The 24304-nt window shown below is 68.7% G+C and carries 26 protein-coding genes and 1 pseudogene; 12 read left to right on the top strand and 15 right to left on the bottom strand.

Annotation, left to right across the window (positions count from 1 at the left end):
• Positions 1-2 precede the first annotated feature (2 nt).
• Complete coding sequence (locus tag HH310_RS17305; protein WP_169176598.1) at positions 3-368, bottom strand: STAS domain-containing protein; 366 nt, start codon at positions 366-368, stop codon at positions 3-5.
• 294 nt (positions 369-662) lie between these two features.
• Here HH310_RS17305 and HH310_RS17300 point away from each other — a divergent pair, with 294 nt between their 5' ends.
• The 4 genes from HH310_RS17300 to HH310_RS17285 all read left to right on the top strand — a co-directional run bounded on the left by HH310_RS17300 (position 663) and on the right by HH310_RS17285 (position 3797).
• The gene (locus HH310_RS17300; RefSeq protein ID WP_169176597.1) at positions 663-1115 is read left to right on the top strand and encodes a hypothetical protein; all 453 of its coding nucleotides are present in this window, start codon (positions 663-665) and stop codon (positions 1113-1115) included.
• A 56-nt stretch (positions 1116-1171) separates the two neighbouring features.
• Positions 1172-1747 carry a YdeI family protein gene (locus tag HH310_RS17295; RefSeq protein ID WP_169176596.1) on the top strand — a complete coding sequence of 192 codons (576 nt, stop codon included), beginning with the start codon at positions 1172-1174 and terminating at the stop codon, positions 1745-1747.
• Between the two features lie 73 nt (positions 1748-1820).
• A complete protein-coding gene (locus HH310_RS17290) occupies positions 1821-3245 on the top strand; it encodes a serine/threonine-protein kinase (protein ID WP_169176595.1) in 1425 nt (474 codons plus the stop codon).
• A gap of 51 nt (positions 3246-3296) precedes the next feature.
• Positions 3297-3797, top strand: coding sequence for a GyrI-like domain-containing protein (locus tag HH310_RS17285; RefSeq protein WP_169176594.1), 501 nt, complete (start codon positions 3297-3299; stop codon positions 3795-3797).
• 55 nt (positions 3798-3852) lie between these two features.
• Here the strand turns inward: HH310_RS17285 and HH310_RS17280 are convergent, their stop codons facing one another.
• The gene (locus HH310_RS17280) at positions 3853-5646 is read right to left on the bottom strand and encodes a bifunctional UDP-sugar hydrolase/5'-nucleotidase (RefSeq protein ID WP_169176593.1); all 1794 of its coding nucleotides are present in this window, start codon (positions 5644-5646) and stop codon (positions 3853-3855) included.
• Positions 5647-5769: 123 nt separating this feature from the next.
• Entirely contained in the window at positions 5770-6234 is a 465-nt protein-coding gene (locus tag HH310_RS17275; RefSeq protein WP_169176592.1) for an SRPBCC family protein, read from the bottom strand.
• Between the two features lie 279 nt (positions 6235-6513).
• Here HH310_RS17275 and argS point away from each other — a divergent pair, with 279 nt between their 5' ends.
• Positions 6514-8154 carry an arginine--tRNA ligase gene (argS, locus tag HH310_RS17270; RefSeq protein WP_169176591.1) on the top strand — a complete coding sequence of 547 codons (1641 nt, stop codon included), beginning with the start codon at positions 6514-6516 and terminating at the stop codon, positions 8152-8154.
• A 23-nt stretch (positions 8155-8177) separates the two neighbouring features.
• Here argS and HH310_RS17265 read toward each other — a convergent pair whose 3' ends face one another.
• The 6 genes and pseudogenes from HH310_RS17265 to HH310_RS45810 all read right to left on the bottom strand — a co-directional run.
• Complete coding sequence (locus HH310_RS17265; RefSeq protein WP_169176590.1) at positions 8178-8855, bottom strand: DUF4184 family protein; 678 nt, start codon at positions 8853-8855, stop codon at positions 8178-8180.
• 18 nt (positions 8856-8873) lie between these two features.
• A complete protein-coding gene (locus tag HH310_RS17260) occupies positions 8874-10547 on the bottom strand; it encodes a glycoside hydrolase family 3 protein (RefSeq protein WP_211192252.1) in 1674 nt (557 codons plus the stop codon).
• 39 nt (positions 10548-10586) lie between these two features.
• Positions 10587-11015, bottom strand: coding sequence for a cupin domain-containing protein (locus tag HH310_RS17255; RefSeq protein ID WP_169176589.1), 429 nt, complete (start codon positions 11013-11015; stop codon positions 10587-10589).
• Between the two features lie 75 nt (positions 11016-11090).
• On the bottom strand, positions 11091-11459 hold the full coding sequence (locus HH310_RS45370; RefSeq protein ID WP_312034153.1) for a hypothetical protein: 369 nt from the start codon (positions 11457-11459) through the stop codon (positions 11091-11093).
• Entirely contained in the window at positions 11456-11590 is a 135-nt protein-coding gene (locus HH310_RS45365) for a hypothetical protein (protein ID WP_312034152.1), read from the bottom strand. Before HH310_RS45365 ends, HH310_RS45370 begins: the two co-directional genes overlap by 4 nt.
• 67 nt (positions 11591-11657) lie before the next feature.
• Positions 11658-11834: pseudogene (locus tag HH310_RS45810) on the bottom strand (TetR family transcriptional regulator); the annotation flags it as partial.
• Positions 11835-11893: 59 nt separating this feature from the next.
• Between HH310_RS45810 and HH310_RS17245 the strand changes: the two are divergent.
• The 3 genes from HH310_RS17245 (at position 11894) to HH310_RS17235 (ending at position 15246) form a co-directional block, all read left to right on the top strand.
• Positions 11894-12736 carry an SDR family NAD(P)-dependent oxidoreductase gene (locus HH310_RS17245; protein WP_169176587.1) on the top strand — a complete coding sequence of 281 codons (843 nt, stop codon included), beginning with the start codon at positions 11894-11896 and terminating at the stop codon, positions 12734-12736.
• Between the two features lie 140 nt (positions 12737-12876).
• Entirely contained in the window at positions 12877-13824 is a 948-nt protein-coding gene (locus HH310_RS17240) for a hypothetical protein (protein ID WP_169176586.1), read from the top strand.
• Between the two features lie 75 nt (positions 13825-13899).
• Positions 13900-15246: a neutral zinc metallopeptidase gene (locus tag HH310_RS17235; RefSeq protein ID WP_169176585.1), complete on the top strand. Its 1347-nt coding sequence runs from the start codon at positions 13900-13902 to the stop codon at positions 15244-15246.
• On the opposite strand, the gene HH310_RS17230 is transcribed toward HH310_RS17235, so the two are convergent.
• Both HH310_RS17230 and HH310_RS17225 read right to left on the bottom strand, forming a co-directional pair.
• The gene (locus tag HH310_RS17230) at positions 15227-15958 is read right to left on the bottom strand and encodes a zf-HC2 domain-containing protein (RefSeq protein WP_312034151.1); all 732 of its coding nucleotides are present in this window, start codon (positions 15956-15958) and stop codon (positions 15227-15229) included. The two genes, HH310_RS17235 and HH310_RS17230, sit on opposite strands and share 20 nt — an antisense overlap.
• Positions 15955-16506 (bottom strand): sigma-70 family RNA polymerase sigma factor, encoded by a 552-nt coding sequence (locus tag HH310_RS17225; protein WP_169176584.1) that lies wholly within the window; start codon positions 16504-16506, stop codon positions 15955-15957. The genes HH310_RS17230 and HH310_RS17225 overlap by 4 nt, the downstream gene beginning before the upstream one ends.
• A 244-nt stretch (positions 16507-16750) precedes the next feature.
• Between HH310_RS17225 and HH310_RS17220 the strand changes: the two genes are divergently transcribed.
• Positions 16751-17065 (top strand): DUF4333 domain-containing protein, encoded by a 315-nt coding sequence (locus HH310_RS17220; protein ID WP_169176583.1) that lies wholly within the window; start codon positions 16751-16753, stop codon positions 17063-17065.
• On the opposite strand, the gene HH310_RS17215 is transcribed toward HH310_RS17220, so the two are convergent.
• Positions 17066-18058 carry a DUF1996 domain-containing protein gene (locus HH310_RS17215; protein WP_169176582.1) on the bottom strand — a complete coding sequence of 331 codons (993 nt, stop codon included), beginning with the start codon at positions 18056-18058 and terminating at the stop codon, positions 17066-17068.
• A 144-nt stretch (positions 18059-18202) separates the two neighbouring features.
• Between HH310_RS17215 and HH310_RS17210 the strand changes: the two genes are divergently transcribed.
• Positions 18203-18865 (top strand): hypothetical protein, encoded by a 663-nt coding sequence (locus HH310_RS17210; RefSeq protein WP_169176581.1) that lies wholly within the window; start codon positions 18203-18205, stop codon positions 18863-18865.
• A gap of 2 nt (positions 18866-18867) precedes the next feature.
• Here the strand turns inward: HH310_RS17210 and HH310_RS17205 are convergent, their stop codons facing one another.
• On the bottom strand, positions 18868-20361 hold the full coding sequence (locus tag HH310_RS17205) for a M1 family metallopeptidase (protein WP_169176580.1): 1494 nt from the start codon (positions 20359-20361) through the stop codon (positions 18868-18870).
• A gap of 180 nt (positions 20362-20541) precedes the next feature.
• On the opposite strand from HH310_RS17205, the gene fabF reads away from it, so the two are divergent.
• Complete coding sequence (fabF, locus tag HH310_RS17200) at positions 20542-21765, top strand: beta-ketoacyl-ACP synthase II (protein ID WP_169176579.1); 1224 nt, start codon at positions 20542-20544, stop codon at positions 21763-21765.
• 39 nt (positions 21766-21804) lie between these two features.
• Positions 21805-23418, top strand: coding sequence for a class I adenylate-forming enzyme family protein (locus tag HH310_RS17195; protein ID WP_169176578.1), 1614 nt, complete (start codon positions 21805-21807; stop codon positions 23416-23418).
• A gap of 69 nt (positions 23419-23487) precedes the next feature.
• On the opposite strand, the gene HH310_RS17190 is transcribed toward HH310_RS17195, so the two are convergent.
• Complete coding sequence (locus tag HH310_RS17190; RefSeq protein WP_169176577.1) at positions 23488-24000, bottom strand: GNAT family N-acetyltransferase; 513 nt, start codon at positions 23998-24000, stop codon at positions 23488-23490.
• Positions 24001-24046: 46 nt separating this feature from the next.
• The coding region (locus tag HH310_RS43185) for a hypothetical protein (protein WP_211192251.1) at positions 24047-24304 on the bottom strand (258 nt) is incomplete at its 5' end.

Here is a 24304-nt window from a genome sequence, read left to right as displayed (position 1 = left end):
GGTCACGCCCCCGATACGGCGGGCTCTTCCGTGGAGTCCACCCCGACGAACGGCTGTGGATTACCGAACAGGCCCAGCAGGCCGGTCACCCAAAGCTGACGATGCGCGAACCGGCTCGGCCGGGTCACGATCAGCTTCACATCGCTGACGGCTGCTAGCTGGAAAGCGGCTACGAGGGCACTGATGCCTACGGAGTCGATAAAGGTGACGTCCTGCATGTTGAGCTCGATACGGGTGAGATGCCCGTCGCTGAGCTGCGCGGCCACGGCCTCGCGGATCTCGTACGCGTTCTCGACGTCGATCTCGCCGTGCGGCGAAACCTCCACCACGTCGCCGGCAAGCGTCGACGTCGTTATCGACAGCGTCACGCCAACTTCCCTCCACCCGCCCGGAGTCCCGGGCGTCGCTCCTTCGGTGCGCGTGCCCCTAGCGCGCGCTTCGGGCGGCAGCCGAGACTACCCCCGAAAGGTTCGGTGAAACTGCCCGAAAGATTAGGGCCCGAACCTGGCAGCCACCTGAGTGACTCGTGTGAACCGCGTCAAGACTACCGGTGGCTGTCCAGTCGTTTGCGAAACGTGACGTCGTCCACAACGGACACGTTTGCTGAACCATCGGGGTGGGCAGGGTAAACAACAGCAGGCGAACCAGGAGGTAAGCGAGAGATGTTCGCGACCAGCAGCAAGAGCGAGGGGACGGCCGCCCAGGCCTGGGACTATCTGTCGTCCGCCATGGCCTCGGCGGGGGAAAGTGCCAAGGAGACCGCTGGTGATATAGCCGACAAAGCCGGTAAGAAGGGGCAGAAGATCGCCAAGAAGGCGAACAAGCAGAGCCAGAAGGTCCGGGCGAAGGCCGAGAAGCGCGGCCAGTACCTGGGCACGAAGGCGAGCGACGCCGCGGACGAGGCCTGGTATCGGGCCAACGCGGCCGCCGCCGCGCTGGCCGGGCGCCGGAACCGCCGCCCGTGGGGCCTGGTCGCCGGCGTCGGTCTGCTCGGCGTGGCGATCGGCTGGGCCGCCGCGAGCTCGGCACGCGCGGCGATGGAACGCCAGGCCGAGGAGGAGGAACTCGAGCTGGCCGACACCGCGGTGGTGGTCACTCCTCGCGGCGAAAGCTGAAACCTCGCAGACGACGGGCCGCCCGGAAAACCCCTGGCGGCCCTACTCTGTGGCACATGGATGCCGAGTTCTTCGATACCGCGGCTGACCTGCGCGCTTGGTTCGAGCGCCACCACGACACCGCACCCGAGTTATTTGTCGGTTACTGGAAGAAGGGCAGCGGGCGTACCGGGGTGACCCATCCGCAAGCAATCGAGCAGGCACTCTGCTTCGGCTGGATCGACAGCATCGGCCGGGGCATCGACGAGCAGCGCTACCAGGTGCGGTTCACGCCGCGGCGCAAGGGCAGCGTGTGGAGCAAGATCAACGTTGCGAAGATCGCCGAACTGACCGAGCAGGGGCTGATGCACGAGGCCGGGCGGCGGGCGTTCGACCAGCGCAAACCCGATCGGGTGGCGGTCTACTCGTACGAGCAGCCCAGCGAGGCCGTCTTCGACCGGGCACAGATCGACACCTTCCGGGCCCGATCCAGCGCCTGGGAGTGGTTCTGCGCGCAATCGCCCTCATATCGACGCTCGGCAGTGCACTGGGTGGTCAGCGCGAAGCGGCCGGAGACCCGCGACCGCCGGCTCGCTCAGCTCATCGAGGACTCGGCGGCCGGACGCAAGGTGCCTCCTCTGGCTCCCCGCTGAAAGCGCCCTCGTCGTACAGTTGAGCGTCGTTGAGCTTGGTCGTCCGCGGCCACCGATTAGATAAGGTCTGCTGGTGCTCGCTGCGGGACACCTCCTGGGCAACCGATACCGCTTGGACGAGCGCATCGCCACCGGCGGCATGGGTGACGTCTGGAAGGGCACCGATGTCGTGCTCGGCCGCGTCATCGCCGTCAAAGTGCTGCGTTCAGCGATGCTGACCGATCCGGAATTCGCCGCGCGCTTCTACGGCGAGGCGCGCATGATGGCCGCGTTCCGGCACCCCGGCGTCGTCGAGGTGTACGACTACGCGAGCGCCCAGGAGGACGACGAGGAGCAGGTCGCCTACCTGGTGATGGCGTATGTGGAGGGTGAGCCGCTCTCCGTGCGGGTCAAGCAGGGCCCGATGCCGGTCACCGAGACCATGTCGATCGTGGCGCAGGCGGCCGAGGCGCTGCACGCCGCGCACGAGGCCGGCACCGTCCACCGTGACGTCAAGCCGGGCAACCTGATCGTGCGGCCCACCGGCGCGGTCGTGCTGGTCGACTTCGGCGTGGCCCGCTCGGCGCAGGTGACCAGCGTGACCGCGGCCAACGCGATCGTCGGCACCGCGCTCTACATGGCCCCGGAGCAGGTCGCCAAGGGCAACGTCTCGCCGGCCACCGACATCTACGCGCTCGGCGCCGTGGCGTACCACTGCATCGCCGGCCACCCGCCGTTCGACGGCGACAACGCGCTGCAGGTCGCGCTGCGTCACCTGGAGGACGAGCCGGACCCGCTGCCCGACCACGTGCCGCCGCCGGTGCGCGAGCTCATCGCCCGGGCCATGGCCAAACAGCCGGGCGACCGCTTCGAGACCGCCGCCGAGTTCGCCGAGGCGGCGTACGCGGCCGGCAACCCGATGGACTGGAAACGCCTGTCCGGCACCTCGCTGATCGCCCCGTCCAGCCCGGCCACGCCGACCCGGACCGTGACGGTGCCGCGCGAGATGCCGTTCTCCCCCGCGCCGGAACCGCTGACCGGCCCGATGAAGCGGCCGCCACGCAGCCAGAAGGCGCTGTTAGTCGCGGTGGTCGCGCTGCTCGTGCTGGCCGGCGGGCTCGGCGTCGCGGTCGCGCTCAGCGGCAACGGGGACGACAAGGCCAAGGTCGGCGGCGAGGGCGCCGCGCCCAGTGCCTCGGTGCCGTCCGGCGGACCGTTCGACGAGACATTGCCGCCGACCGACGAGCCCAGTTTCACGCAGCCGGCCCAGCCGGGCGGGACGCCGCACACCCCGCGGCGGACGAATTCACCGAGCCCGTCGCTGTCGCCGAGCAGCACGCCGTCGACCAGCCCGACCCCGGCCAAGACCACGCCCACCAGCACGCCGACGACGACGCCGCCGGTCAAGACGACCGAGCCGAGCACGCCGCCGACCGGGACCACGCCGCCGCCCACGCCGACCGACGGCGGCGACGGCGGCGGTGCCGGCAACGCCATCTTTCCCCACCTGGGGGGTTGACCCTCCCACGGTGTCAGGGCGGAGGCTGAGCTGATCGAGAGTGAGGGGCACATGGACACCGGAGACGTCGTGCTCAAGAACGTCGCGCCGGCCCGCCTGGCGATGCTTTCCGCGACCGCGACCAGCTACGACGATCCCACGTCGATCACCGAGAACCTCAGCCCGCTGTACCCGCGGCTGATGGAGCTGATGGACCGGCGCGGGGTCGCGATGACCGGGGCGCCGATCGCGTACTACACGCCGGAGCCGGCCGGCCCGGGCGACGAGACGATTCGTTGCCACGCGGCGTTCCCGATCGGCCCGGCGACGGTCGGTTCGGACGCCGGGTTCGAGGTGGTGGAGCTGCCCGGGATCGAGCACGCGGCCACCGCGCTGCACCAGGGCTCGATGTCCGAGGCGTTCCGCACCGGTCAGAAGCTCGCCGACTGGGTGGACGAGAACGGCTACGTCATGGTCGAGCCCGGGATGGCCCGCGAGGTGTATCTGGACTGCCCGCCAGGCGAGTTCGACAAGTGGGTCACCGAGATGCAGGTGCCGGTCCGCAAAATCTGACCACCCGGCCCGTACGCCGGTGGGGACGGTCCACCGGCGTACGGGAGACAGGGTTTTAGAACTGGATGGGGACGCCGGCCCGGACCAGCTGCCAGTTGCGGGTGGAGAAGTCGGCCGGGTTGATCGCGCCCTTGGCCTGCGCCCAGTCGATCAGGAGCTGGCGGATCTCCTGCTGCGCGTTGTAGACCTGCTCCTTGACGATGCCCGGGAAGTTGCCGCCGCCGGACCGCCGGTAGTTGTTGACCGCGACGACGAAGCGCGCGTCCGCCGCCACGTCCACGCCGGCGATCTGCAGGCGGGTGATCCGGGAGCCGATCGGCTTGCTGATGTCGATGTCGTAGTCGACGCCGGACAGCGTGTCGTAGTTGTAGTCCGGGATCGACGGGTCGTTTATCGCGTTCACGTCGATCGGGGCGTCCGGCGCGAGCGTCACGAAGAACTTCGCCGAATACTCCAGGTACGCCCGGACCTCGGCACCGGTGAGCACGACACCCTCGAGCGTGTTGTCGTAGATGTAGAGCCCGGCCACATCCTTGATCTTGACGTCGCCCTGCGGGAAGACCGCGGTGCGGCTGAACGGCGCCGCGATCGAGAGGACCGGCAGATCCGCGTACTCCGTGCCGGCCATGGCCGCGGCGACCGTGTCGGTCTGCACCTTGTTGATGTAGTCGAGGATCGGGGTGTCCTCGTACCGCGAGGTGGCCGCGCTCAGCGTCTCGGTCGAGGTGGCGACGACCTGGTTGACGTAGGCGACGGTCTTCTGGTGCTGCGACCGCACCGCGGCCAGCACCTTCGGGTCCTCGGTCACGGTGTTCGTGTTCAGCGTGGCCGCCGCTTTGCTGGTGATCCGCCACTTTCCGTGGTCGCGCTGAAGGTCGAAGTCCATCTTGGTGAGTCGCTGGCCCCACTTCGACGGCTCGGACATCAGCACCTGCGCGCCGGTCTTCGTGTTCGCCACGAACCGCTGCGGGATCTCCAGGTGGGCGTGCCCGAACAGGATCGCGTCGATGCCGGGGACCTGCTGGGCGATCAGCGCGGCCGGGTTCTCGTTCGGCAGCTCCGGGCCGTAGCTGGAGGTGCCACTGTCGCCGCCATGCGCCGAGATCAGCACGAGGTCGGCGCCGCGCCGGCGCATCTCCGGCACCCACTTCGCGGCGGTCGCGACCATGTCCGTGAACTCGAGCTTGCCCGCCACGTTGCCGCGGTCCCAGATCGCGACACCGGGGTTGGTGAGCCCGAGGATGCCGACCCGCAGCGTCGGCGCGTGCTTGCCGAGATCGACCTTCTTGATGACGTACGGCGTGAAGGCCGGCCGCCCGTTCTTGGCGCTGACGGCGTTGGCGGCCAGCGCGGGGAAGCCGAGCTGACGGATCCAGAGGTTCAGCAGCGGCAGGCCGTAGTTGAACTCGTGGTTGCCCAGCGTCACGGCGTCGTAGTCGAGCACGTTCATGGCGCGGGCCATCGGGTGCTTCTCGCCGGTCGTGGTGATCGGCTCCTGCTTGGCGTAATACGTCGCCAGCGGAGTGCCCTGGATCGTGTCGCCGGCGTCGAGCAGCAGCGTGGCGCCCTTAGCCTTGGCACGCAACTGGTTCACCAGCGTGGCGACCTTCGCGACGCCGACGTCGTTGTGCGCGCTGTCGTCGTACTCCTTGTCCAGGTAGTAGTCCCAGTTGTAGACGTTGCCATGGATGTCGGAGGTGCCCAGCACCGTGAGGTGGTAGGTCGGGTCCGCCTCGGGCTTGCCGGGCTTACCGGGGTGCGCCTGCGCCGCCTCGGACAGGACGAACGGCGCGGCCGCGGTGGCGGCCGAGGCGGCGAGCATGGCCCGCCGCGAAACACCGGTGGTCATGTGGGGGAACCTCTCGTGTCGATGGAACGTGCCTCGTGAGCACGCTGGAGAGGAACCATAACTGTCTATGTATACATCTTGGAATATCGGGGCGGCGCGATGCCCAAACTTTTGCGTAACCCCCTATGTGGAGGTCTCGAAGGCGGTCCTCGGCGCGGCCAGCGAGTCAAGGACCGCGCGCAGCCGCGTGAACCCTTCGGCGCCCAGCTTCTCGAACTCGCCCTTCAGGACCGGGGTGGCCAGCTTCGCCAGGCCGTGCATCTCCAGCTCGACCCGGAAGGTCACCTCGGTCCCGCCGCCGCACGCGCGTAACCACACCGAATCGACGCAGGTGGCGCCCTCGTTGCGGCCGTGGAACACCAGGCGCCCGGGCTCGCGGGTGACCAGCGTGTAGGTGAGCTCGGCCGTCACCCCGAAGACCTTGCACACGTGATGCCAGGACGATCCGGGCGCGGGCGGTCCGGCGTCGCGGCGCGTGGTGCTGCAGGCCGCCGGATCCCACTGCGGCGTGTTCGCGAAGTCGGCCAGATAACCGAGGACCGGGCCGGGGGCGGCGACGACGGCGAACGTACGCTCCACGACGATCATCTATGCCTCCGAGGGGTGACGGCGTGCTGATTCAGCGTAGTGGCCGCTTCTGATCAGCGCGCCGATTTCTTGCCGCCGGAGAATCTCCTCGTCTCGGCCGCATAATGCGCCCGCACGTGCCGGGGATGCGGTACGGTCGCTGCCATGGTCAGCTTCAGTGAGCGACGCCGGCGTTTCGACGACCGCCGCTGAAAGCTGCTTTTCCCCGGCGGGTCGAGCCCGCCGGTCCCTCGTGTGACGCCGGTCGACCCGTCTACGCGCGTACACGATGGGTGTCTCATGAATTTCGAAGTTCTGCTCGCGGACCGGCTCGCGCCGGCGTTCGAGGCCGTCGCCGGCGCGCCGGTGGATCCCGCCGTGCGCGTCTCGCAGCACGCCGACCTGCAGTCCGGGGCCGCGCTCGCGATGGCCCGGCAACTCGGCCGCGCGCCCCGGGCCATCGCCGCCGAGGTGGCCGCGAAAGCCGACCTCGACGGGCTCGCCTCGATCACGTTGTCCGGCCCCGGATTCCTCAACCTCACCATCGCCGACGACGTGATCACCGCCGCGCTGGACGGGCTGGACGACCGGCTGGGCGTACCGCCGGTGTCCACACCGGACCGTGTGGTGATCGACTACTCGGGGCCGAACGCCGCCAAGGAGATGCACGTCGGCCACCTGCGGTCGACGATCATCGGGGACGCGCTGGCCCGGATCTTCGCGTTCGCCGGGCACGACGTCATCCGGGTCAACCACCTGGGCGACTGGGGCACGCAGTTCGGCATGCTGATCGAGCACCTGGCCGACCTGGGCGGCGTCGGCGGCAGCTACACGCTCGGTGACCTGACCGATTTCTATCGGCAGGCCCGGGTCAAGTTCGACAACGACGACGATTTCCGTGCGAGGTCACGGCTGCGCGTGGTCACGTTACAGTCCGGCGAGCCGGAGAGCCGGGCTCTGTGGCAACGCTTGATCACCCAGTCGCACCGGGCGTTCCTGGACGTGTACGGCCGGCTCGGCGTGACGCTGGCCGCCGGTGACTTCGTCGGCGAGAGCTTCTACCAGGATCAACTCGGGTCCGTGGTGGACGAGCTGACCGCTTCGGGTCTGCTGGTCGAGAGCGAGGGCGCCCTCTGCGCGTTCCCGCCCGGCTTCACCGGCCGCGACGGTGATCCGCTTCCGCTGATCGTGCGCAAGAGCGACGGCGGCTTCGGGTACGCGGCGACCGACCTCGCGGCGCTGCGGCACCGCACGCGGGTCCTCGGCGCGAACCGGTTGCTCTACGTGGTCGGCGCACCCCAGCAAACCCACTTCCGGATGGTGTACGCCGTGGCGCGCGCGGCGGGCTGGCTGCCCGACGGCGTGACCGCGGAACATGTCGGCTTCGGCTCGGTGCTCGGCCCCGACGGCAAGATGCTGCGGACGCGGACCGGCGAGACCATCAAGCTCACCGACCTGCTGGACGAGGCTTCGGCCAGGGCGTCGTCGGCCGCCATCGGGATCGGCGCCATCAAGTACGCCGACCTGGCCGGCGACCGGCGCTCCGACTACGTCTTCGACTGGGACCGCATGCTGAGCTCGACCGGCGACACGGGCCCGTACCTGCAGTACGCCTACGCGCGGATCCGCTCGCTCTTCGCCAAGGCGACCCTCTCCCCCGGCCCGATCATGCTGACCGCCCCGGCCGAGCGCGACCTGGCGTTGAAGGTGCTCGCGTTCGAGCCCGCGTTGCAGGCCGCGATCGACGCACGCGAGCCGCACCGCCTGGCCGTCTACCTGCACGGGTTGGCGGTGGCGTTCTCCGCGTTCTACGAGCAGTGCCCCATCCTGCGCGCCGAGCCCCCGCTGCAGGCGAGCCGCTTGGCGCTCGCCGACCGCACGTCCCGCACGCTGGCGTCGGGCCTGACCCTGCTGGGCATAGCCCTCCCCAAAGCCATGTGACCCCTGGCCACCACCGGGGGAAATCAGCGCCGCAGGATTCGCGCGCCCGGTGTCGTCAGCAGACTTGCCACCAGCAGGCCGATGCCGAGCGCGGTCAGCGCACGTATCCCGGAGGTGTGCACCAGGAAGCGGCCGGGCAGGAACGGGATCGACGCCAGGCCGACGACGGTGATGGCCAGTGCCAGCGGCCAGAACGTCCTCGACCGCGGTGGCGGTGCGGGTGGCGGCCCGTGCCAGCGCACCAGCAGGCGCCGCCGCAGGATCGTGGCGATCAGCAGCGGTAGCGAGACGAAGCCGGCCACATGACCCGCCCACTCGCCGACCGGCGACAACGCCTCCAAGTCATCGAGCACCAGGTGGCTCGCGGCGCCGATCAACGTGGACAGGATCGTCACCCACCAGGCCGGGCGGGACGTGCCGAGGACGGCGAAGTCTCGTGCGGCGCCGGGCAGATGGGCCGCCACGGCCGGGGCCGCGCGCCGGATGAGGGCGGCACCGATCAGGGTCAGTGGCAGCGACCAGCCGAGCAGGCCCGGCCAGGAGTGGGCGAAGTGGTACAGGTCGAGGTCGACGCCGTCGAACGCGTAGCCGAGGTCGGGCACCATCGAGCCGAGCACCAGCGCCACGCCGTCGAACCACCCGGGCCGCCACAGCTTGAGCGGCAACACCGCGGCCGGGTGCGTCGGAACGGTCAGCGGCACGCGCCGAACGTTAGCGGGCTAGCGCAATCCGGAGCCGTACGGGAAAAGGCCTTTGATCGTGACCGGGAGACGGCCCTGGGGGCGGGTGTGTCCGAGCAGGACGTCGGCGAGCGCGGTGAGGGACGGGGGCTGATATCCGTACGCGCACAGGTAGGTCGTGGCCGACGGGAAGGAGGCGATGTCGTACGGGCCGCCGACGGCCGCGACCACGATCGGCTTGCCGGTGGCGAGCAAGGCGTTGACCAGCTTCTGCTGAGTCAGGTCGGCCCAGGCGTTGTACGTCGTGACGACCGTGACGTCGGCGGTCTGCGCGGCCGCCACCGCCTGCTGGATCAACGCGTCGGACGGCGAGCCGGTGTACAGGCGGGTGGCGCCGAGCGCGGCCGCCAGCGTGGTCGTCGTCGACACGCCCCAGCCCGTGACCAGTACCTGCTGATCGTCGCGCAGGGGCAGGGCGGCACTGCGCAGGGCGGTGATCGACTTGGCGGCGATCCGCGACATCGTCGACTGGTGCGCCGGGCCACCCACGACCGGCGGCTCCGAGACGTACGGGGAATAGGTCTTGGTCTTGAGGATGCGCCGGACGGACTGGTCGATGCGCCGCTCGCTGATCGCGCCGGTGTGTACCGCGTCGATCAGCGCCTGGATCGCGCCGGGCACGTTGCGGGGCATGAGTAGCTGATCGACGCCGGCGTTGACCGCGTCCAGCACGATCTGCTCGTTGCTGTACTCGTCGAGTGCCGCGGCCTCGAGCGCGTCCGTGATGACCACGCCGTGGTAGTGCAGCGTGTCGCGCAGCAGGCCGGTGACGATCGGCTCGGACATGCTGGCCGGCTTGCCGGAGGGGTCGAGCGCGGGCGCGACGATGTGCGCGGCCATGATGCTCTGCGCTCCGGCGGCGATCGCGGCGCGGAACGGCGGCACGTGCGTGTCCATGATCTGCCGGCGGGTCTCGTTGGTGATCGCGATGCCGTTGTCGGTGTTCACCGTGGTGTCGCCGAGGCCGGGGAAATGCTTGGCCTGGGTGCCGATGCCGGCCGCGTGGTAGCCGCGTTCGGCCGCGACGCCGAACAGCGAGACCTGGGCGGTCCGGTCGCCGAACGCCCGTACGCCGTCGGCGCTGTTCAGCGCATTCGTGTTGACGTCCACCACGGGCGCGTCCACGACGTTGATGCCGAGCGCCTTGAGTTCGGTGCCGCTGACCTTGGCCGCGTCGTACGCCGTACGCGGATCGAACGTCGCCCCGATCGCCATGTTGCCCGGCGAGACGGCCAGCGGCGCGCCGATCCGGTTGACGATGCCGCCTTCCTGATCGGTGCTGATCTGCAGCGGGATGCCGGTGTCGGCCATCGCGGCGTGCTGCAGGCTGTTGGAGAGCGCGGCGATCTGCGGCGGGCTGGTGAGGTTGTGGCTCCAGGTGAAGTAGATGACGCCGCCCAGGTGATATTTCGCGACGGCCTCGGCACCGGTGTCCACCTGGTACATCGCCTGGTTCGACGCCGCGTCGGCCGCGCTCACCGTGGTGCCGTTCTCGCCGTACACGTAGCCGACGATCATCTGGCCGACCTTCTCGGCCAACGTCATCGTGCGCGTGGGGCCGGCCTGGGCGGGCGTGGGGCCGGCCTGGGCGGGCGGACTCCACCCGGCCGTCGACACGATCGCCACCGCCAGGAACGCCAAGGCCCGCTTCACGAAACCATCGAAACCTTTCGATTGATCGGTGTCAAGCTCTCAGAAGGTGGGCTGCCACGGGCCGCGCGCCGGGCGGGCCTCGTCGTCGCTCTCCACCGGCCACGGGGGCATGGTGGCGGCGACGACCTCCAGCGCCACCGTGCCGGAACGGAACTGGAACTCGGTGCCCAGCGGGATCGTCAGGCAGACGCCGGGACGGAGGTCCACTTCGTCCTCCCGGCCCTCCTGGCGACGCCACATCCTGCCGTCGCCGGCCACGACGAACCAGATCTCCTGGACCGTGGCGTGCACGACGGCCTTCGCGATCTCGCCCGGCTCCAGCCGGAAGTGCGCGAAGCTGCCCGCGCCCGGGAGCACGCAGAGCGGACGCACCGCGGAGCCGTCCGGCGCGCTGATCACCGGCGCCTCGGCCAGCGTGCGGGTGTCGAATACCTCGGTCACGGTGAAACCCTCCTCAACATCGATCATCGCGCAGACTACGACGGCGCGGGTGCTATCAGTTGTTACTGGCGCGTACGGCATCGTCGGCCGCGCGGACGCTGCTCAGGGATTGACGCGCATCCCGGCGATCAACGCGGTCAGGATGCGGGTCAGCCGGGGCTCGACCTCGACGTTGGCGTGGGCGATGTCCGGATGTTCGGTGTACATCTGCTCGAGCTGGCTGCCGGGCGTGGCGGACATCTGCCAAAACGCGCCGGCCATGCTCGTGGCCGTGCCGACCAGGTCGCGGGTCTGCTGCACGGTCAGGTCGAGCAACCCGCGGAGATGGTCGGTGACCAGGAGGACCTGCTCCAAGGTGGAGGTTTTGTAGGCGTAGGCGGTCTCCAGCGAGACGTTGCGTTCGAGGTTCATCGCGGCGTGCGCGAGCAGGTCACAGAAGAGGGGGCGGGCGGCCAGCGAGCGGGCGATCACGGCGGCCGCGTGCGCGCCTCGATCGCGCCCGTCACCAGCGCCTTGATCACGCCCTTGACCAGCGCCTTGATCACGCCCTTGACCAGCGCCTTGATCACGCCCTTGACCAGCGCCTCGATCGCGCCCGTCACCGGCCTCCAGATTCCCTCGGATCCAGGCCGACCACTCCACCCACGCCTCCGCCGTCAGCGCGAGGAATATCTGCTCCCTCGTCTCGAAATATCGCAACATAGCCGATTTGTGCATGCCGACCGCCGCGGCCACGTCGGTCAGTGTGACCTCCCGGACAGTCCGGGCCTCGGCCAACTCCCGCGCGGCATCCAGAATCGCGCGCTCACGCTGCTGTTTTGCCTCGACGCTACGAGCTCTCTGCACGCCCCCAACCCTAACACAACGAGGTTGCGATAATAACGAAACAGGGTTTTACTAGGGCCATGATTTGGTTCATCACCGGTACGTCGCGCGGCCTGGGCCGCGCGTTAGCAATCGCTGCCCTGCAGGCGGGTGATCGAGTCGTCGCCACCGCGCGCAAGCCGTCCGAGCTCGACGATCTGGTCGCCCGCTTCGGCGACGGCATCCTGCCGGCGGAGCTCGACGTGACCCGCGCCGACCAGGCGGAAAGCGCTGTCGCCGCCGCCATCGAGCGCTTCGGCGGCATCGACGTCGTGGTCAACAACGCCGGCTACGCCAACCTCGGTCCGATCGAGACGATGGACGACTTCCGGACGCAGTTCGAGACGAACTTCTGGGGCGTCTACCACGTGACCCGCGCCGTGCTTCCGGTCATGAAGGCGCAGCACGGCGGCACGATCGTCCAGTTCACCTCGATCGGCGCCCGGGTCGGCGGTCAGCCCGGGCTCGGCTCGTACCAGGCGTCGAAGTTCGCCGTCGACGGCTTCACCCGGGTGCTGGCGGCGGAGACCGCGCCGTTCGGCATCCGCACGATGGTGGTCGAGCCGGGCGGGTTCGCCACCGACTGGTCGGGCTCGTCGATGCGGGTCCACGACATCCCGCCGGAGTACGACGCGACGGTGGGCGCGATGGCCCGGCGCCTCGGCGACGCGAACATGACCCAGGCCGACCCGGAGCGCGGCGCCGAGATCCTGGTGCGGGTGGTGAAGTCCGGGCACCTCCCGACGCATCTGCCGCTGGGCGCGAACGCGGCGCGCATGGCGGTCGAGTTCGAACAACGCCGCCTTGCCGAGGCTCTCAAGTGGGCGGAGCTGAGCAGCTCGGCCGCGTACGGAGCGAAGTATCCGGTCGACATCCCCGTGTGATCCATAACGCAATCGCCAGCTCAGGGGGCCCGCGGAGGCCCCCTGAGCGAACCAGCCCTGAACCGATCTCGAGGGCGTCACGTGTGCATCGCGAACGGCCACCGGAAAACACCCGGAGCCGCATGAATCAGGAGAAAACGATGCGTACGAAGCGCCTTTTGTCCCTCGCCGTGCTCGTCACGGCCGCGACTGTCGGACTGGCCGCGTGTTCGAAGGGGACGACCACTGTGGGCGCGGCGCCGGCGGCGCAAACCCCGGCGACGGCGCAGGCCGCGACGGACACCGCTTTCAACCTGCTCTCCGGAACGGCCAAGTCGAACGACGCGCCGGCGAACACCGGCGACCTGGCGATGAAGAACGGCGGCGTCGCGGACGCCCAGACCGAGCCGGTCGCCGAGCAGTGGGTGCAGCTGACCGCCAGCTCGGCCGGCAACCTCAACCCGGTGGTCGTCAACGGCGCGCGGCTCACGCTCTACCGCTTCGACAAGGACAAGCCGAACACCAAGACCTCGGCCTGCAACGCCGACGGTGGCTGCGATCAGACCTGGCCGCCGGTCACCGTGGCGGACCACGGCAAGATTTTCTTCGCCGGCATCAAGAAGAGCGACATCGGCTTCTTCAAGCGCGAGGACGGCCGGATTCAGGTCACCGTCAAGGGCTGGCCGGCGTACCGGTTCGCCAAGGACACCCAGAAGGGCGACACCAACGGCGAGGGCGTCGGCGGCACCTGGTTCGGTCTGCGCCCGGACGGTGGCAAGGCGATGCCGAACACCGACGAGGTCAGCGTCGACAACGCCGCCGGCACCCCGAGCAAGCCGGCGACCAGCGCGATCCTGTTCGACGACAAGGACTTCGGCGACAACGGGGCGTCGCAGGGCATCGCCGGTGACAAGTGCATCGACCTCCCGCGCAAGGGCGTGGCCTCCTCGCTCACCGCGGAGGGCACCCTCAAGCTCTGGAGCCAGCCGGGCTGCAAGGGCGAGTCGGTCATCGTCGACGGGGACACGCGGGACCTGTCGCAGATCCAGGCCACCGGCAAGATCGTCAACTTCGACAACAAGGCCTTCTCGGTGAAGCTGGGGGGCTGACATCCGAGCAGGTCGGTGGAGGGGTGTGCCGGGGGGGCACACCCCTCCACTCTTTTTTGTGAACAGGGGAATGCGATGAGAACAAAACACGTGGCCGGCCTGGCGGTCGCGCTGCTGCTTCTGGCCGGCTGCACCAAGACCATTTCCGGTACGCCGACGGCAGAGCAATGGAATCCGACCGAGGTCGCGGGCCTGCCGATCACGACGGGGCCCAGCGGCGAGCGCCCCGGTGTGCCACCCGCCCACGTTTCCGTGCAGGGCACCGACAACGGCCCGATCGATCGGCTCGCCGCGGACGCCGTAGACGACGTACAGGCGTACTGGGGAAAGGTCCTGCCGGGTTATCGCCCGGTGATCTACGTGAGCTCGTTCGACTCGCGGAGCTCGACCGGCTCGCTGTGCGGCCAGAGCACGAAAGGCCTGGTGAACGCGTTCTACTGCGGCAACGACGACAGTATCGCGTGGGACCGCGGGGTGCTGCTGCCGACGCTGGCGCACGACTTCGGGGACATGTCGGTGGTGGCGGTGCTGGCGCACGAGCTGGGTCATGCCGTCCAGACGCGACTCGGCGCCGCGGGGGCCAGTTCGATCGTGCGTGAGCAGCAGGCCGACTGCTACGCGGGCAGTTATTTCCGCTACGTGGCGGAGGGTCACTCGCCCCGTTTCCAGATCTCCACCGGGCCGGGCCTGAACGACATCCTGTCCACGCTGTTCTTCATCCGCGACACGCCCGGCACCTCGGCGGCGTCACCGGACGCGCACGGGACGGCGTTCGACCGGGTCACGGCGTTCCAGCTGGGGTTCGGCGACGGGGTGCCGCGGTGCGAGAGCATCGACGCGGCCGAGGTGAACCGCCGGGTGACGCCGGCCGAGGACGGGCCGTCCGGGCCTTCGCTGGCGGTGTCCGATCCGGCCGCTCTGCACGATCTGCAAACCACGATCAAGAGCGCTTTCGGTACGCCGGTGGCACCGTTCACTACGGACAGTGCGTGCGTAGGCCGTTACGCCGTAGGGTTCTGCCCGTCGGACAACTCCGTTGCGCTGAATCTGGCCCGCTTGTCGGAAATTTCCGGAGATTTCGCTGCATTCGGCGAAATCGTGTCACGGGCGGCCCTGTCCGTCCAGCACGCCCGCGGCCTGCCCCTGACCGGCCTGGTGGCGGCCCAGCGCACCGCCTGCCTCACCGGCCTCTGGGCGGGCTCGATCGTCCCGTCCCACCATCAGGCCCTCGAACTTTCGCCCGGTGACCTCGACGAGGCCGTCGCCGAGTTGCTCGCCGACGATTCGCTGATCGCCGCGGACCAGGCCGGCGCGGCCGTTCCCTCCGGTTTCGCCCGGGTGGACGCGTTCCGCGCCGGCTATGCGGCGGCGAACACCGGCACCGCCGGTGTCGCCGCCTGCCTCACAGATTCACACTGGTGAACTGCTTGCCCGCTTCGTTGACGACCCGGACCGCCTTGACGTCGGCCGGGTCGATCAGCGCGCTGCCGTTGAGCGTCGTGCCCGCTGTCGCGCCCTGCGCGGACACCAGCCAGCTGCCGGCCAGCACCGTCGCGCCGTCCTTGCCGACCACCTCGATGCGGCACTTCTCCCCCGCCGGGATGCCGTTGATCGCCGCGTAGAGCTGCACCCAGCCCTGCTTCGGCGTCATCGACACGCTGATCCGGGTGCCGGTCGTGGCGTCGACCGTGGTCGCCACCTTCGTCCCGAGCGCCGCGGTCGGCTCGGACTGGACCGGTGCGCCGATCGTCGGCTGCGCCTGCGGCGGCTCGGGTGCGGTCGCTCGTCCGGCGAACACGCCACCGCCGATCACCGCCGCCGCTACGACGACGGCGGCTGAGGAGACCATGGCGGTGCGCCGATGACGCCTCCCGGTGGATTCGGTTCTGATCTGCCGCAGCGTTCTCTGCAGGAGCAGGTCGCCGCCGTCGGGCGGCCCGTCCAGCATCATCGCCTCGGGTACTGCCTCTAGGGCCACCGTCCACTCCCGCAGTGAATCGACCTCCGCACGGCACTCGTCGCAGCCGGCGAGGTGCTCCTCGACCTCGCGTTTCTGCTCGTCGGTGAGCGTCTCCATGAGGTAGCCGGCGAGGTCAACATGTTCGCCGGTCTCGTTGATGTCGGATGTGTTCACGCTGACCGCTCCGTCCGGGCGAGGTTGCCTTTCGCATGTATCTCTCGGAGTGCACGGAGCGCGTAGAAGGACCGTGATTTGACGGTTCCCGGCGGGATCCCCAACTCCTTGGCGGCTTCCTGGACTGTACTACCGAGCAGGTAGACCTGTTCCAGAACTTCCCGGTGCTCGGGGGACAGCTGACTGAGCGCGTCCACCACCACCATCGAGTTGACCACCTGTTCGGCATGGTCGTCGTCGGTGGCCAGATCCGGTGCCTCCTCGCGACTCTCCGGCGCGCGGGCGTTACGTGCCCGGATCTGGTCGGTGACGATGTTGCGGATCACCGTGAGCAACCAGCCACGTACCGAGCCTTTCCCGTTGACCAGGCTGTCGGGATGTCGCCAGGCCCGGACCAGCGCTTCCTGGACCACATCCTCGGCAGCCACCCGGTCGCGGGTCAGCTGCGTCGCATACGCGAGCATGGCGCGTCCATGTTCCTGGAACAGCGATCTGACCAGGGCTTCATCCGCCACCTCCCGACGACGTTGGCTTTTCAGCAAAGGCATTTCCCCCCACCCTTCGCGGCAACCCCCACCGCGTTATTCCGACCTTGGCCAGCGCAAAGCATGCGGCCAACTTCGGCGAGCGGGCTACGTCGATGTTCCGAATGTGCTTGCTGTCACCGGTGATTACGGATGACGGCCAGCTCCGGATCAACACACGACGTGCCCGCACGCGACATGCCTCACACGCGCATGGCGACGTTCCGGTTCACCTGAACCGATCACGATCGTCAACCGTGTGCCGGGCATGTTGCGCCGTCTTACGATGGTCACCGCCGCCACGTCGGTGGTCGCCGTCGCCACCGTGGGTGTTCTCGCCTTCGTGACGCCCGGCTATCTCGTGCACCGGGTCTTCGACACCGCGGCCCTGCAGCGGGGGGTGGCGATGGTGCTGACCCGCGACTTCCGGGTCGACGCGGCCGCCGTCGCCTGCCCCGGCCGGGTGCCGGTGACGTCGGGCTTACGGTTCAGCTGCAACGCCCTGGTGGGCGCCGATCAACTTCCCGTTCCCGTACGCGTCCTGAACTCCACCGGCACCTACCAGGTGTCCCGGCCCTTCTAGTCAGAGCGCGTCGTTGCAGACACGCCCCTGGTTGAGGCAGTCGACGACCTTGGCCATCAGGGTGTCGGGCATCAGGTTGATCAGGAAGGCGTGGTCGGTGATGGGGCTGTTGGCCTGCCCGTCGAACGCGTCGATCTGATACCGCTGACCCGGCGGGATCTCGTAGGCCAGCGTGATCCGCAGATGCGGCACCGCGAACATCCCCATGGCGCAGCCACCGCCCGCGACCGGGAACGTCATCTGCGCGCGGTGGTCCGGACTGTCCACCTGGCGACCGTCCCAGCAGCTGGGGAAGTCGAGGATGCGCACCACCTCGGCCCCCGGGTCGCACACCGGATACTTGGAGGTCTGCCTGCTCAGCGTGTTCGAGCACGTCCACCACGAGCGCGCCAGCGCGCCGCCGTTGGTGTACGCGACGGCGTCCCCCTCGGTGGCCCGCAGCAGCCGCGGCATCGGCAGCACCGGCCCGCGTGGACTCCCCGTATATGACATGGTCAGCGACACCGGCAGCTGGATGGGCCCGCCGTGCCCGTCCTGACCCGGTTGCACGTAACGCACCACCGGCCAGTAGTACGTGGAGTCGTCGCCGTTGCGGCAGGTGGTGGGCGCCCCGATGATGCTCTCGGCGGTCGAGTCGTCCTGCACGCCGAGGTTCCCGACGTAGTCGTGCACGTGGTGCGGCGGCCCCGGAAACTTCGGGGTGACCACGACGTTCGCGGTGTTCAGGTGATGCTCTTCGTTGCGCCCGCAGTCCCATGTGTAGCTGCCGGTGGACGCTCCGGCGACCGGCGGCGCGGGTGCCGGCACGTGCGCGGTGCCGTCCATCGCGGTGTAGAACGGGCCGAGCCGTTTCGCCAGGTCGGCGGATGACGGGTTGCGCTCACCGAAGGCACTGACCGTAGTCGTCGAGACGACGACGATCACGGCAAGTATCACCTCCAGGGCCAGCATGTAACCAACAAGCCCGCGCCGGCGCGGCGACGGCATCGACATGCCACCAACGATACGCAAACCCCCGAACCAACCAGCCCGCCCCATGTCGGACGTCTCAACCGCACGGACGCTGTTTTGCCTCCTTTCTCTCACCCGCTTCGTACGGTGGGTTCAGGGGTGCCGACGCCGTAGAGTTGGGCGGAGTTGATCCGCATCGATAGCCGGGGGTCACTTGTGCGCTGTGGGATCTGTGACGCCGAAATCGAATACGCCGGCCAAGCGCACACCTGCGGAAGCCGCCGCCCGTCAGAGGTCTCCGCGGCGGAGTGGGCCTCGGTCAACCGGCGGGTCGTCTCGTTCGCGATTTTCTTCGGGGCCGCGTCGGTCGCCGCCGCGTTCCTGGCACACTCGCTGGCCGACCTGCAGTCGGTGACCGACGACTCCGATCCCGCGGCGCAGGCCAGCCTGGCACTGGGGTCGATCCTGATCCGGCTGCTGGCCATTCTGTCGATACTGGGGCTGCTGATCGCCTGGCTGTTCTGGTGGCGTTCGGCACGGCGGATCAGCGAGTCGAGCGGCGCACCGGCGTACGGCAACCTGGGTTTCTGGGGGTCGATCGCCTTTGGTGTGCTCCTGGTCGGCAGCTATGTGGTGCCCGGCCGGCTCGACACCATGACGCAGGCGCTGAGTGTGCAGGCCCTGATGCGCGTCGTCGCGGTGGCGGCGCTGATCGCCGGCGTGCTGCACACCCGCACCATGTTCGCGTGGGAAAGCGACCCGATCCAGCCGACCCCGGACGATTGGGACGCCATGTCGTGGGATCCGGCCGTGCAGCGCGAGATCGAACGCCGGCGCCGCTGGTCGTGACCTCAGTTCTCGTGGAGCAGCTCGTGGGTGCGGCTGATCTGTGCCCACGACTTCGGGGCCTGCGGCGCGCGTTTGGCCATCGTCGTCAGGGCCGGCTTCGACGGCGTGTACAGCCACGCCCGGAACAGCGCGTCCAGGTCCCTGCCGGAGACCTTCTCGGCCAGCCTCGTGAACTGAACGGTCGTGGCGTTGCCGTAGCGGTGCTCGGCCGCCCAGGTGCGCAGGATCCGGAAGAAGTCGTCGTCGCCGACCGCGAGCCTGAGCTGGTGCAACGCCATCGCGCCGCGGTCGTAGACGGCGGGACCGAACAGGTTCGCGACGCCGGGGGCGGCCGGCGCGGCGGTCCAGATCGGCGCGTTCGGCGGGTTCGTGGCGTACAGGTAATCGAAAAGGTCCTGGGTGGTGCCCTCGTGGTTCTTCTCCGACCAGAGCCACTCCGCGTAGGTGGCGAAGCCCTCGTTGAGCCAGATGTCCTGCCAGCGCGACAGTGAGACGGAGTCGCCGAACCACTGGTGGGCGTTCTCGTGCACGACCACCGAGGTGTTGGACCCGCTGAACCAGAACGCGGACGAGTAGTTGGGGCGGGTCTGGTTCTCCAGAGCGAAACCGAGCGTGCCGGGCGGCGCGACCACGCCGCCGCGCGCCTCGAACGGCCAGGGTCCGAAGAGCGTGGACTCCCAGTCGGTGATCTCGGCGGTGCGTTCGATGCTCGCCTGGGCCTCGTTGCGGGTGGCTTGCGGCAGGAGCTTCGAGTACGCGTTCCAGATCGGCTGGCCGTTCGCGGTGGTGTCCAGCGACAGGTCGTATTTGCCGATGGTGACGAAGGCCAGGTACGGCGCCTGCGGCTTGAGTGAGCGCCAGCTCCACCGGGAGTAACCGAGCGTCTCCGGGACCGGGCCGAAGTTCGGCATGTCGCCGTTGCTGATCGCCGAGACGCCGTTGGGCACCGCGACGGAGACGTCGAAGGTGGCCTTGTCCGCCGGGTGATCGTTGCTCGGGAACCACCACCAGGCGATTTCCGGCTGGCCCACGGCCATCGCGCCGTCGGGGGTGCGGATCCAGGCGGAGTAGCCGAGGCCGGCGTCGACCTTCTCCGACGGCACGCCGGAGTATTGGACGACGACCGTCATGGCGCCGTCGTCGGTGATCGGGCGGGCCGGGGTGACGACGAGCTCGTGGTCGCCCTGCCGCGCAAAAGTCGCCGGACGGTTGTTGACCCGCACCGATGAGACGTCGAGCAAGAAATCCAGATGGAAACTGCTGAGATCCTGCGTCGCGGTGGCGAGAATCGTGGTAGTGCCGGTCAGCAGATCGGTGGCCGGGGTGTACCGCAGCCGAATGTCGTAATGGGAGACGTCATAGCCACCGTTGCCGTACTGGGGGAAGTAGGGGTCGCCGATGCCGGCGCCGCCCGGTTCGGGCGTGGCGTGCGCCGCCGTGCCCGTGCCGGCGAGCGTCAACGCGGTGGCGACCAGGGCCGCGAGCAGTCGTCGCACGGTTGGTTCCTTCCGTTCGCCCCAATACACGGGTATCGAGAATCACCCATGCGTGTGGCCCGTGGCGTAGACCTCATCCACCGATCGGCCCCGATCACAGCGAGGACTTCCGTACTAGGGTTCAGTTTCGAAGATCGCGAAAGTTGATTTTAAGATCAAAGCAAGGTTTCGGAGGCCAGCATGGCCGAACGCGTCGTCATCACCGGCATCGGTGCGGTCACGCCAGTCGGAAATGATCGGGAAAGCACCTGGGCCGCGCTGCTGGCGGGACGCTCGGGAGTTGCCCCGATCACCGCCTTCGACGCGTCCGCGATGTCCACGCAGATCGCCGCGGAGGTCAAGGGCTTCGATCCGGCGACGATTCTGGAGGGCAAGCGCCTGCGGCGTACCGCGCGCTTCGCGCAGTTAGCGGTTGCCGCGGCGCGCGAGGCCGTCGCCGACGCCGATCTGACCGTGAGCGACCCCGCGCGCACCGGCGTGGTGATCAACGCGGCCGTTGCCGGTTTCGACACGATCGAGAGCGCGACGAAGCTGATGGGCGATCATCGGCTCAGCCCGTATTTCGTGGCGTCCTCGCTGACCAACATGCCGGCCTGCGAGGTGGCGATCGACCTGGGTATTCACGGGCCGGTCACGGCCAGCGCACTTGCTTGCGCGAGCGGTAACTACGCGTTGGTGGAGGCGCGGCGGCTGATCCTGGCCGGGGACGCGGACGTGGTGATCTGCGGCGGGACCGATGCGGCGATCACCGAGGTCATGTTCGCCGGCTTGTCGTCGATGGGTGCGCTGAGCAAGCGGAACGACGATCCGGCCGGGGCGTCGCGGCCGTTCGACGCGGAGCGGGACGGGTTCGTCTTCGGGGAGGGGTCGGTCGTGCTCGTGATGGAGTCGGCGACCCACGCCCGGGAGCGTGGTGCCCGGATTTATGGGGAGTTTTCGGGCGGGGCGCTGACCTCGGACGCCTTCCACATCAGTGCGCCGGCGCCCGAGGGCCGGTACGCGGCGGCGGCCATCACCCGGGCTCTGGAGAATTCCGGGGTCGCCCCCGAGGAGATCGATTACGTCTCCGCGCACGGCACGGGCACGAGGGCCAACGACCGGACCGAGACGATGGCCATGCGTACGGCGTACGGGAAAAAGGTTGATGATCTTGTGGTCAGCAGCCCGAAGTCGATGGTCGGGCACCTGATCGGGGCGGCCGGGGCGCTCGGTGCGATGACCGCGCTGCTCGCGATCCGGGACAGCGTCGTGCCTCCTACCATCAATTTGACCAGCCCCGATCCGGAGTGCGACCTGGACTACGTGCCGAACGTGGCCCGGCACATGCCGGTGCGGGCGGCCGCGGCCAACGCTTTCGGGTTCGGCGGCCAGAACTGTGTGGCGGTGTTCGTCGCCGACGAGTGACGTCCTGTTCATCCCGGTTTGCTCGGCTTTGGGGGAATTATGACTTATCAGTATGATCCGGCCGCCTTCCGGGACGTGTTCGATCATCACTTCACCTTCCTGGCCGGGTTCTGGCGCAACACCCACCGTTACGCCGAGCGTCTCGCTCTCCGTGACACCGACAAGGGCCGTGACTGGACGTACGCGGAGCTCGGCGAGGACGTGGCCCGGGTCGCGGCCGGCCTGGCGCAGCACGGGGTCGGCCCCGGCGACGTCGTCACGTTCCAGCTGTTCAACGGCTCCGAGTTCGCTCTGCTCTACCTGGCCAGCGAGCATCTCGGGGCGATCGCCTCGCCGATCAACTTCCGCTTCTCGCCGGGCGAGACCGCGCACGTGCTCGACGACAGCCGGCCGCGCGTGTTCGTCTACGACGCCGCGCTCGCCGCGAGTGTCGACGAGGCTCTTCACCTGGCGTCCCATCGGCCCGGCACGACGCTGAGCACCGGCGACTTCGGCACGCTGCTCGAACACGGATCACGACCTCAGCCGTACGCGGGTACGACGTGGGACGAGACGCTGCGGCTCTACACGTCGGGCACCACCGGGATGCCCAAGGGGGTGTCGCTGCCCAGCATCGCCGAGGTCCTGAGCGCGCACGACGTGAGCATGCACTTCCCGCTCGACCCCGACGACCGGACGCTGAACATGACCCCGTGGTTCCACCGCGGCGGCATCATGCCGGGCGGCCCCACCGCGGTCTTCTACGTCGGCGCGGCGGCGGTCACGATGCGTGCGTTCGACGCCGACTCGGTGCTCGACCAGGTGTCGGCGCACGGGTTGACCTTCCTGATCGGCGCGCCCACCAACCTGGCGTTACTGACCGCGGCCCAGGAGACCCGGCCGCGCACCATTTCGACACTGCGCGGCATCGTCACCATGGGTGCGCCCCTGGAGCGCGAGGCCTGCCTGCGTTACCAGCGTGTGCTCACGCCGCGCATCTTCAACGGGTACGGGACCACCGAGGCGTTCTGGAACACGTTCCTGCGCCCGGCCGACCTGCCGGACCACGCGGGATCCGCCGGGCGGGCGTGCACGGACGACGACGTGGCCGTGGTGCGGGTGTATGAGGACCGTCTCGCCGACCCCACCGATCTGGTGGCCAAGGACGGCAGCGAGACCGGCGAGGTCATCATGCGGTCGATCAAGAGCGGGTACGCGTACGTCAACAACGACCGCGAGCAGGCCGCGAAGTTCCACGACGGCTGGCTCTACACGGGCGACCTGGCCACCTGGGACGCCCAGGAGTACGTGACGATCGCGGGCCGCAAGGACGACATGATCATCTCAGGCGGCGAGAACGTGCACCCCGTCCAGGTGGAGGAGGTGCTCAACGAGCATCCGCTGGTGAGCGACTCCATTGTGGTCGGCCTGCCGGACGAGCGCTGGGGCCAGCTGGTCGTGGCGTACGTGGTGCCGACCGGCGGCGACTTGACGGCGAGCGAGCTGGACAAGCACACCAGGGCGCACCCGATGCTGGCAGACTTCAAGCGGCCGCGGCGGTATCGCTTCGTTTCCGAGCTACCCCGAACCGCCACCGGCAAGAAGATGCACTACATGATCAGGCAACGCCTGACCGACCCGGCCGAGGTGGCCCAGCTGACCCGCCCGGAGTAAGCGCCCGCGGGCAGCCTCCCTACGAATGGGTCGGCTGCCACGCCGGCGCGCAGGTCCACGCCGTCCGGCTCACGACGAGTCCGGCATCAGCTTCTTGACGAAGATCACGCAGATCTCACTCGTCTCGAAATGATCACCGTCAATGTAATGATCGTGATGCGTCTTGACCTCCCCGTGCTCCCATTCGCGGTAGCCACGGCCGAGGTAAAGCTTGATCGCCGCGTCGTTGTCCGGAAGCACGCCGAGAGCGACCAGCAAATGGCCACGCTCTCGCGCCCAGTCTTCGGCCTTGGTCATGAGCTTCGAGCCGACACCCCGCCGACGGCGGTCCTCCTGAACCCACAGGTTCATGATCAGAGGCGTATCGCCAAGGTGCTTGCGCAGCTCCGGTTCATCGGCACGTTCATCCCAGATGTACACATGACCGACGGGCACACCTCCTTCGCGAGCGACCAGCAACTCGCCCTTCTCGGCGGCGCGCCGGTCGAGCCGCTCCGGAAGCAGGCCAAAGTCGGGATCCGTGGCGAACGCTGACAGGTCGCCCTCGTCCGCCGGCCGGATCTCTATTGCGTCAATCGTCAAGTTGTCCAAACGCCTTCTACTGCCGCGCCAGACAAAGCCATCGAGCTCAGCGCGAGCGACCGGTAACAATCATTGCCAGGATGACAGCAACGAAGGTCGCTATTACCAACATTCGGACTGCCAGTCGTCCCGCGTCGTCCCCACTTATGACGATCGTCGCGCGGCGAAGGGTCGCCGAAACCAAGATCAAAACGACGGCGATCGAGGCGATGGTGAGGAGGATCAGGATGCCTGCCGAGTCCTCTAAGCACGTAGGCAGAAGTTCGGTACGTAACTGGTGACGGGCTGTCCGGAGACATGCTCG

The sequence above is a fragment of the Actinoplanes sp. TBRC 11911 genome (assembly GCF_012933445.1).
Classification (GTDB): Bacteria; Actinomycetota; Actinomycetes; order Mycobacteriales; family Micromonosporaceae; genus Actinoplanes.
Note: the sequence above shows the minus strand (reverse complement) of the source record. Positions and strands in the feature narration are given on the sequence as shown.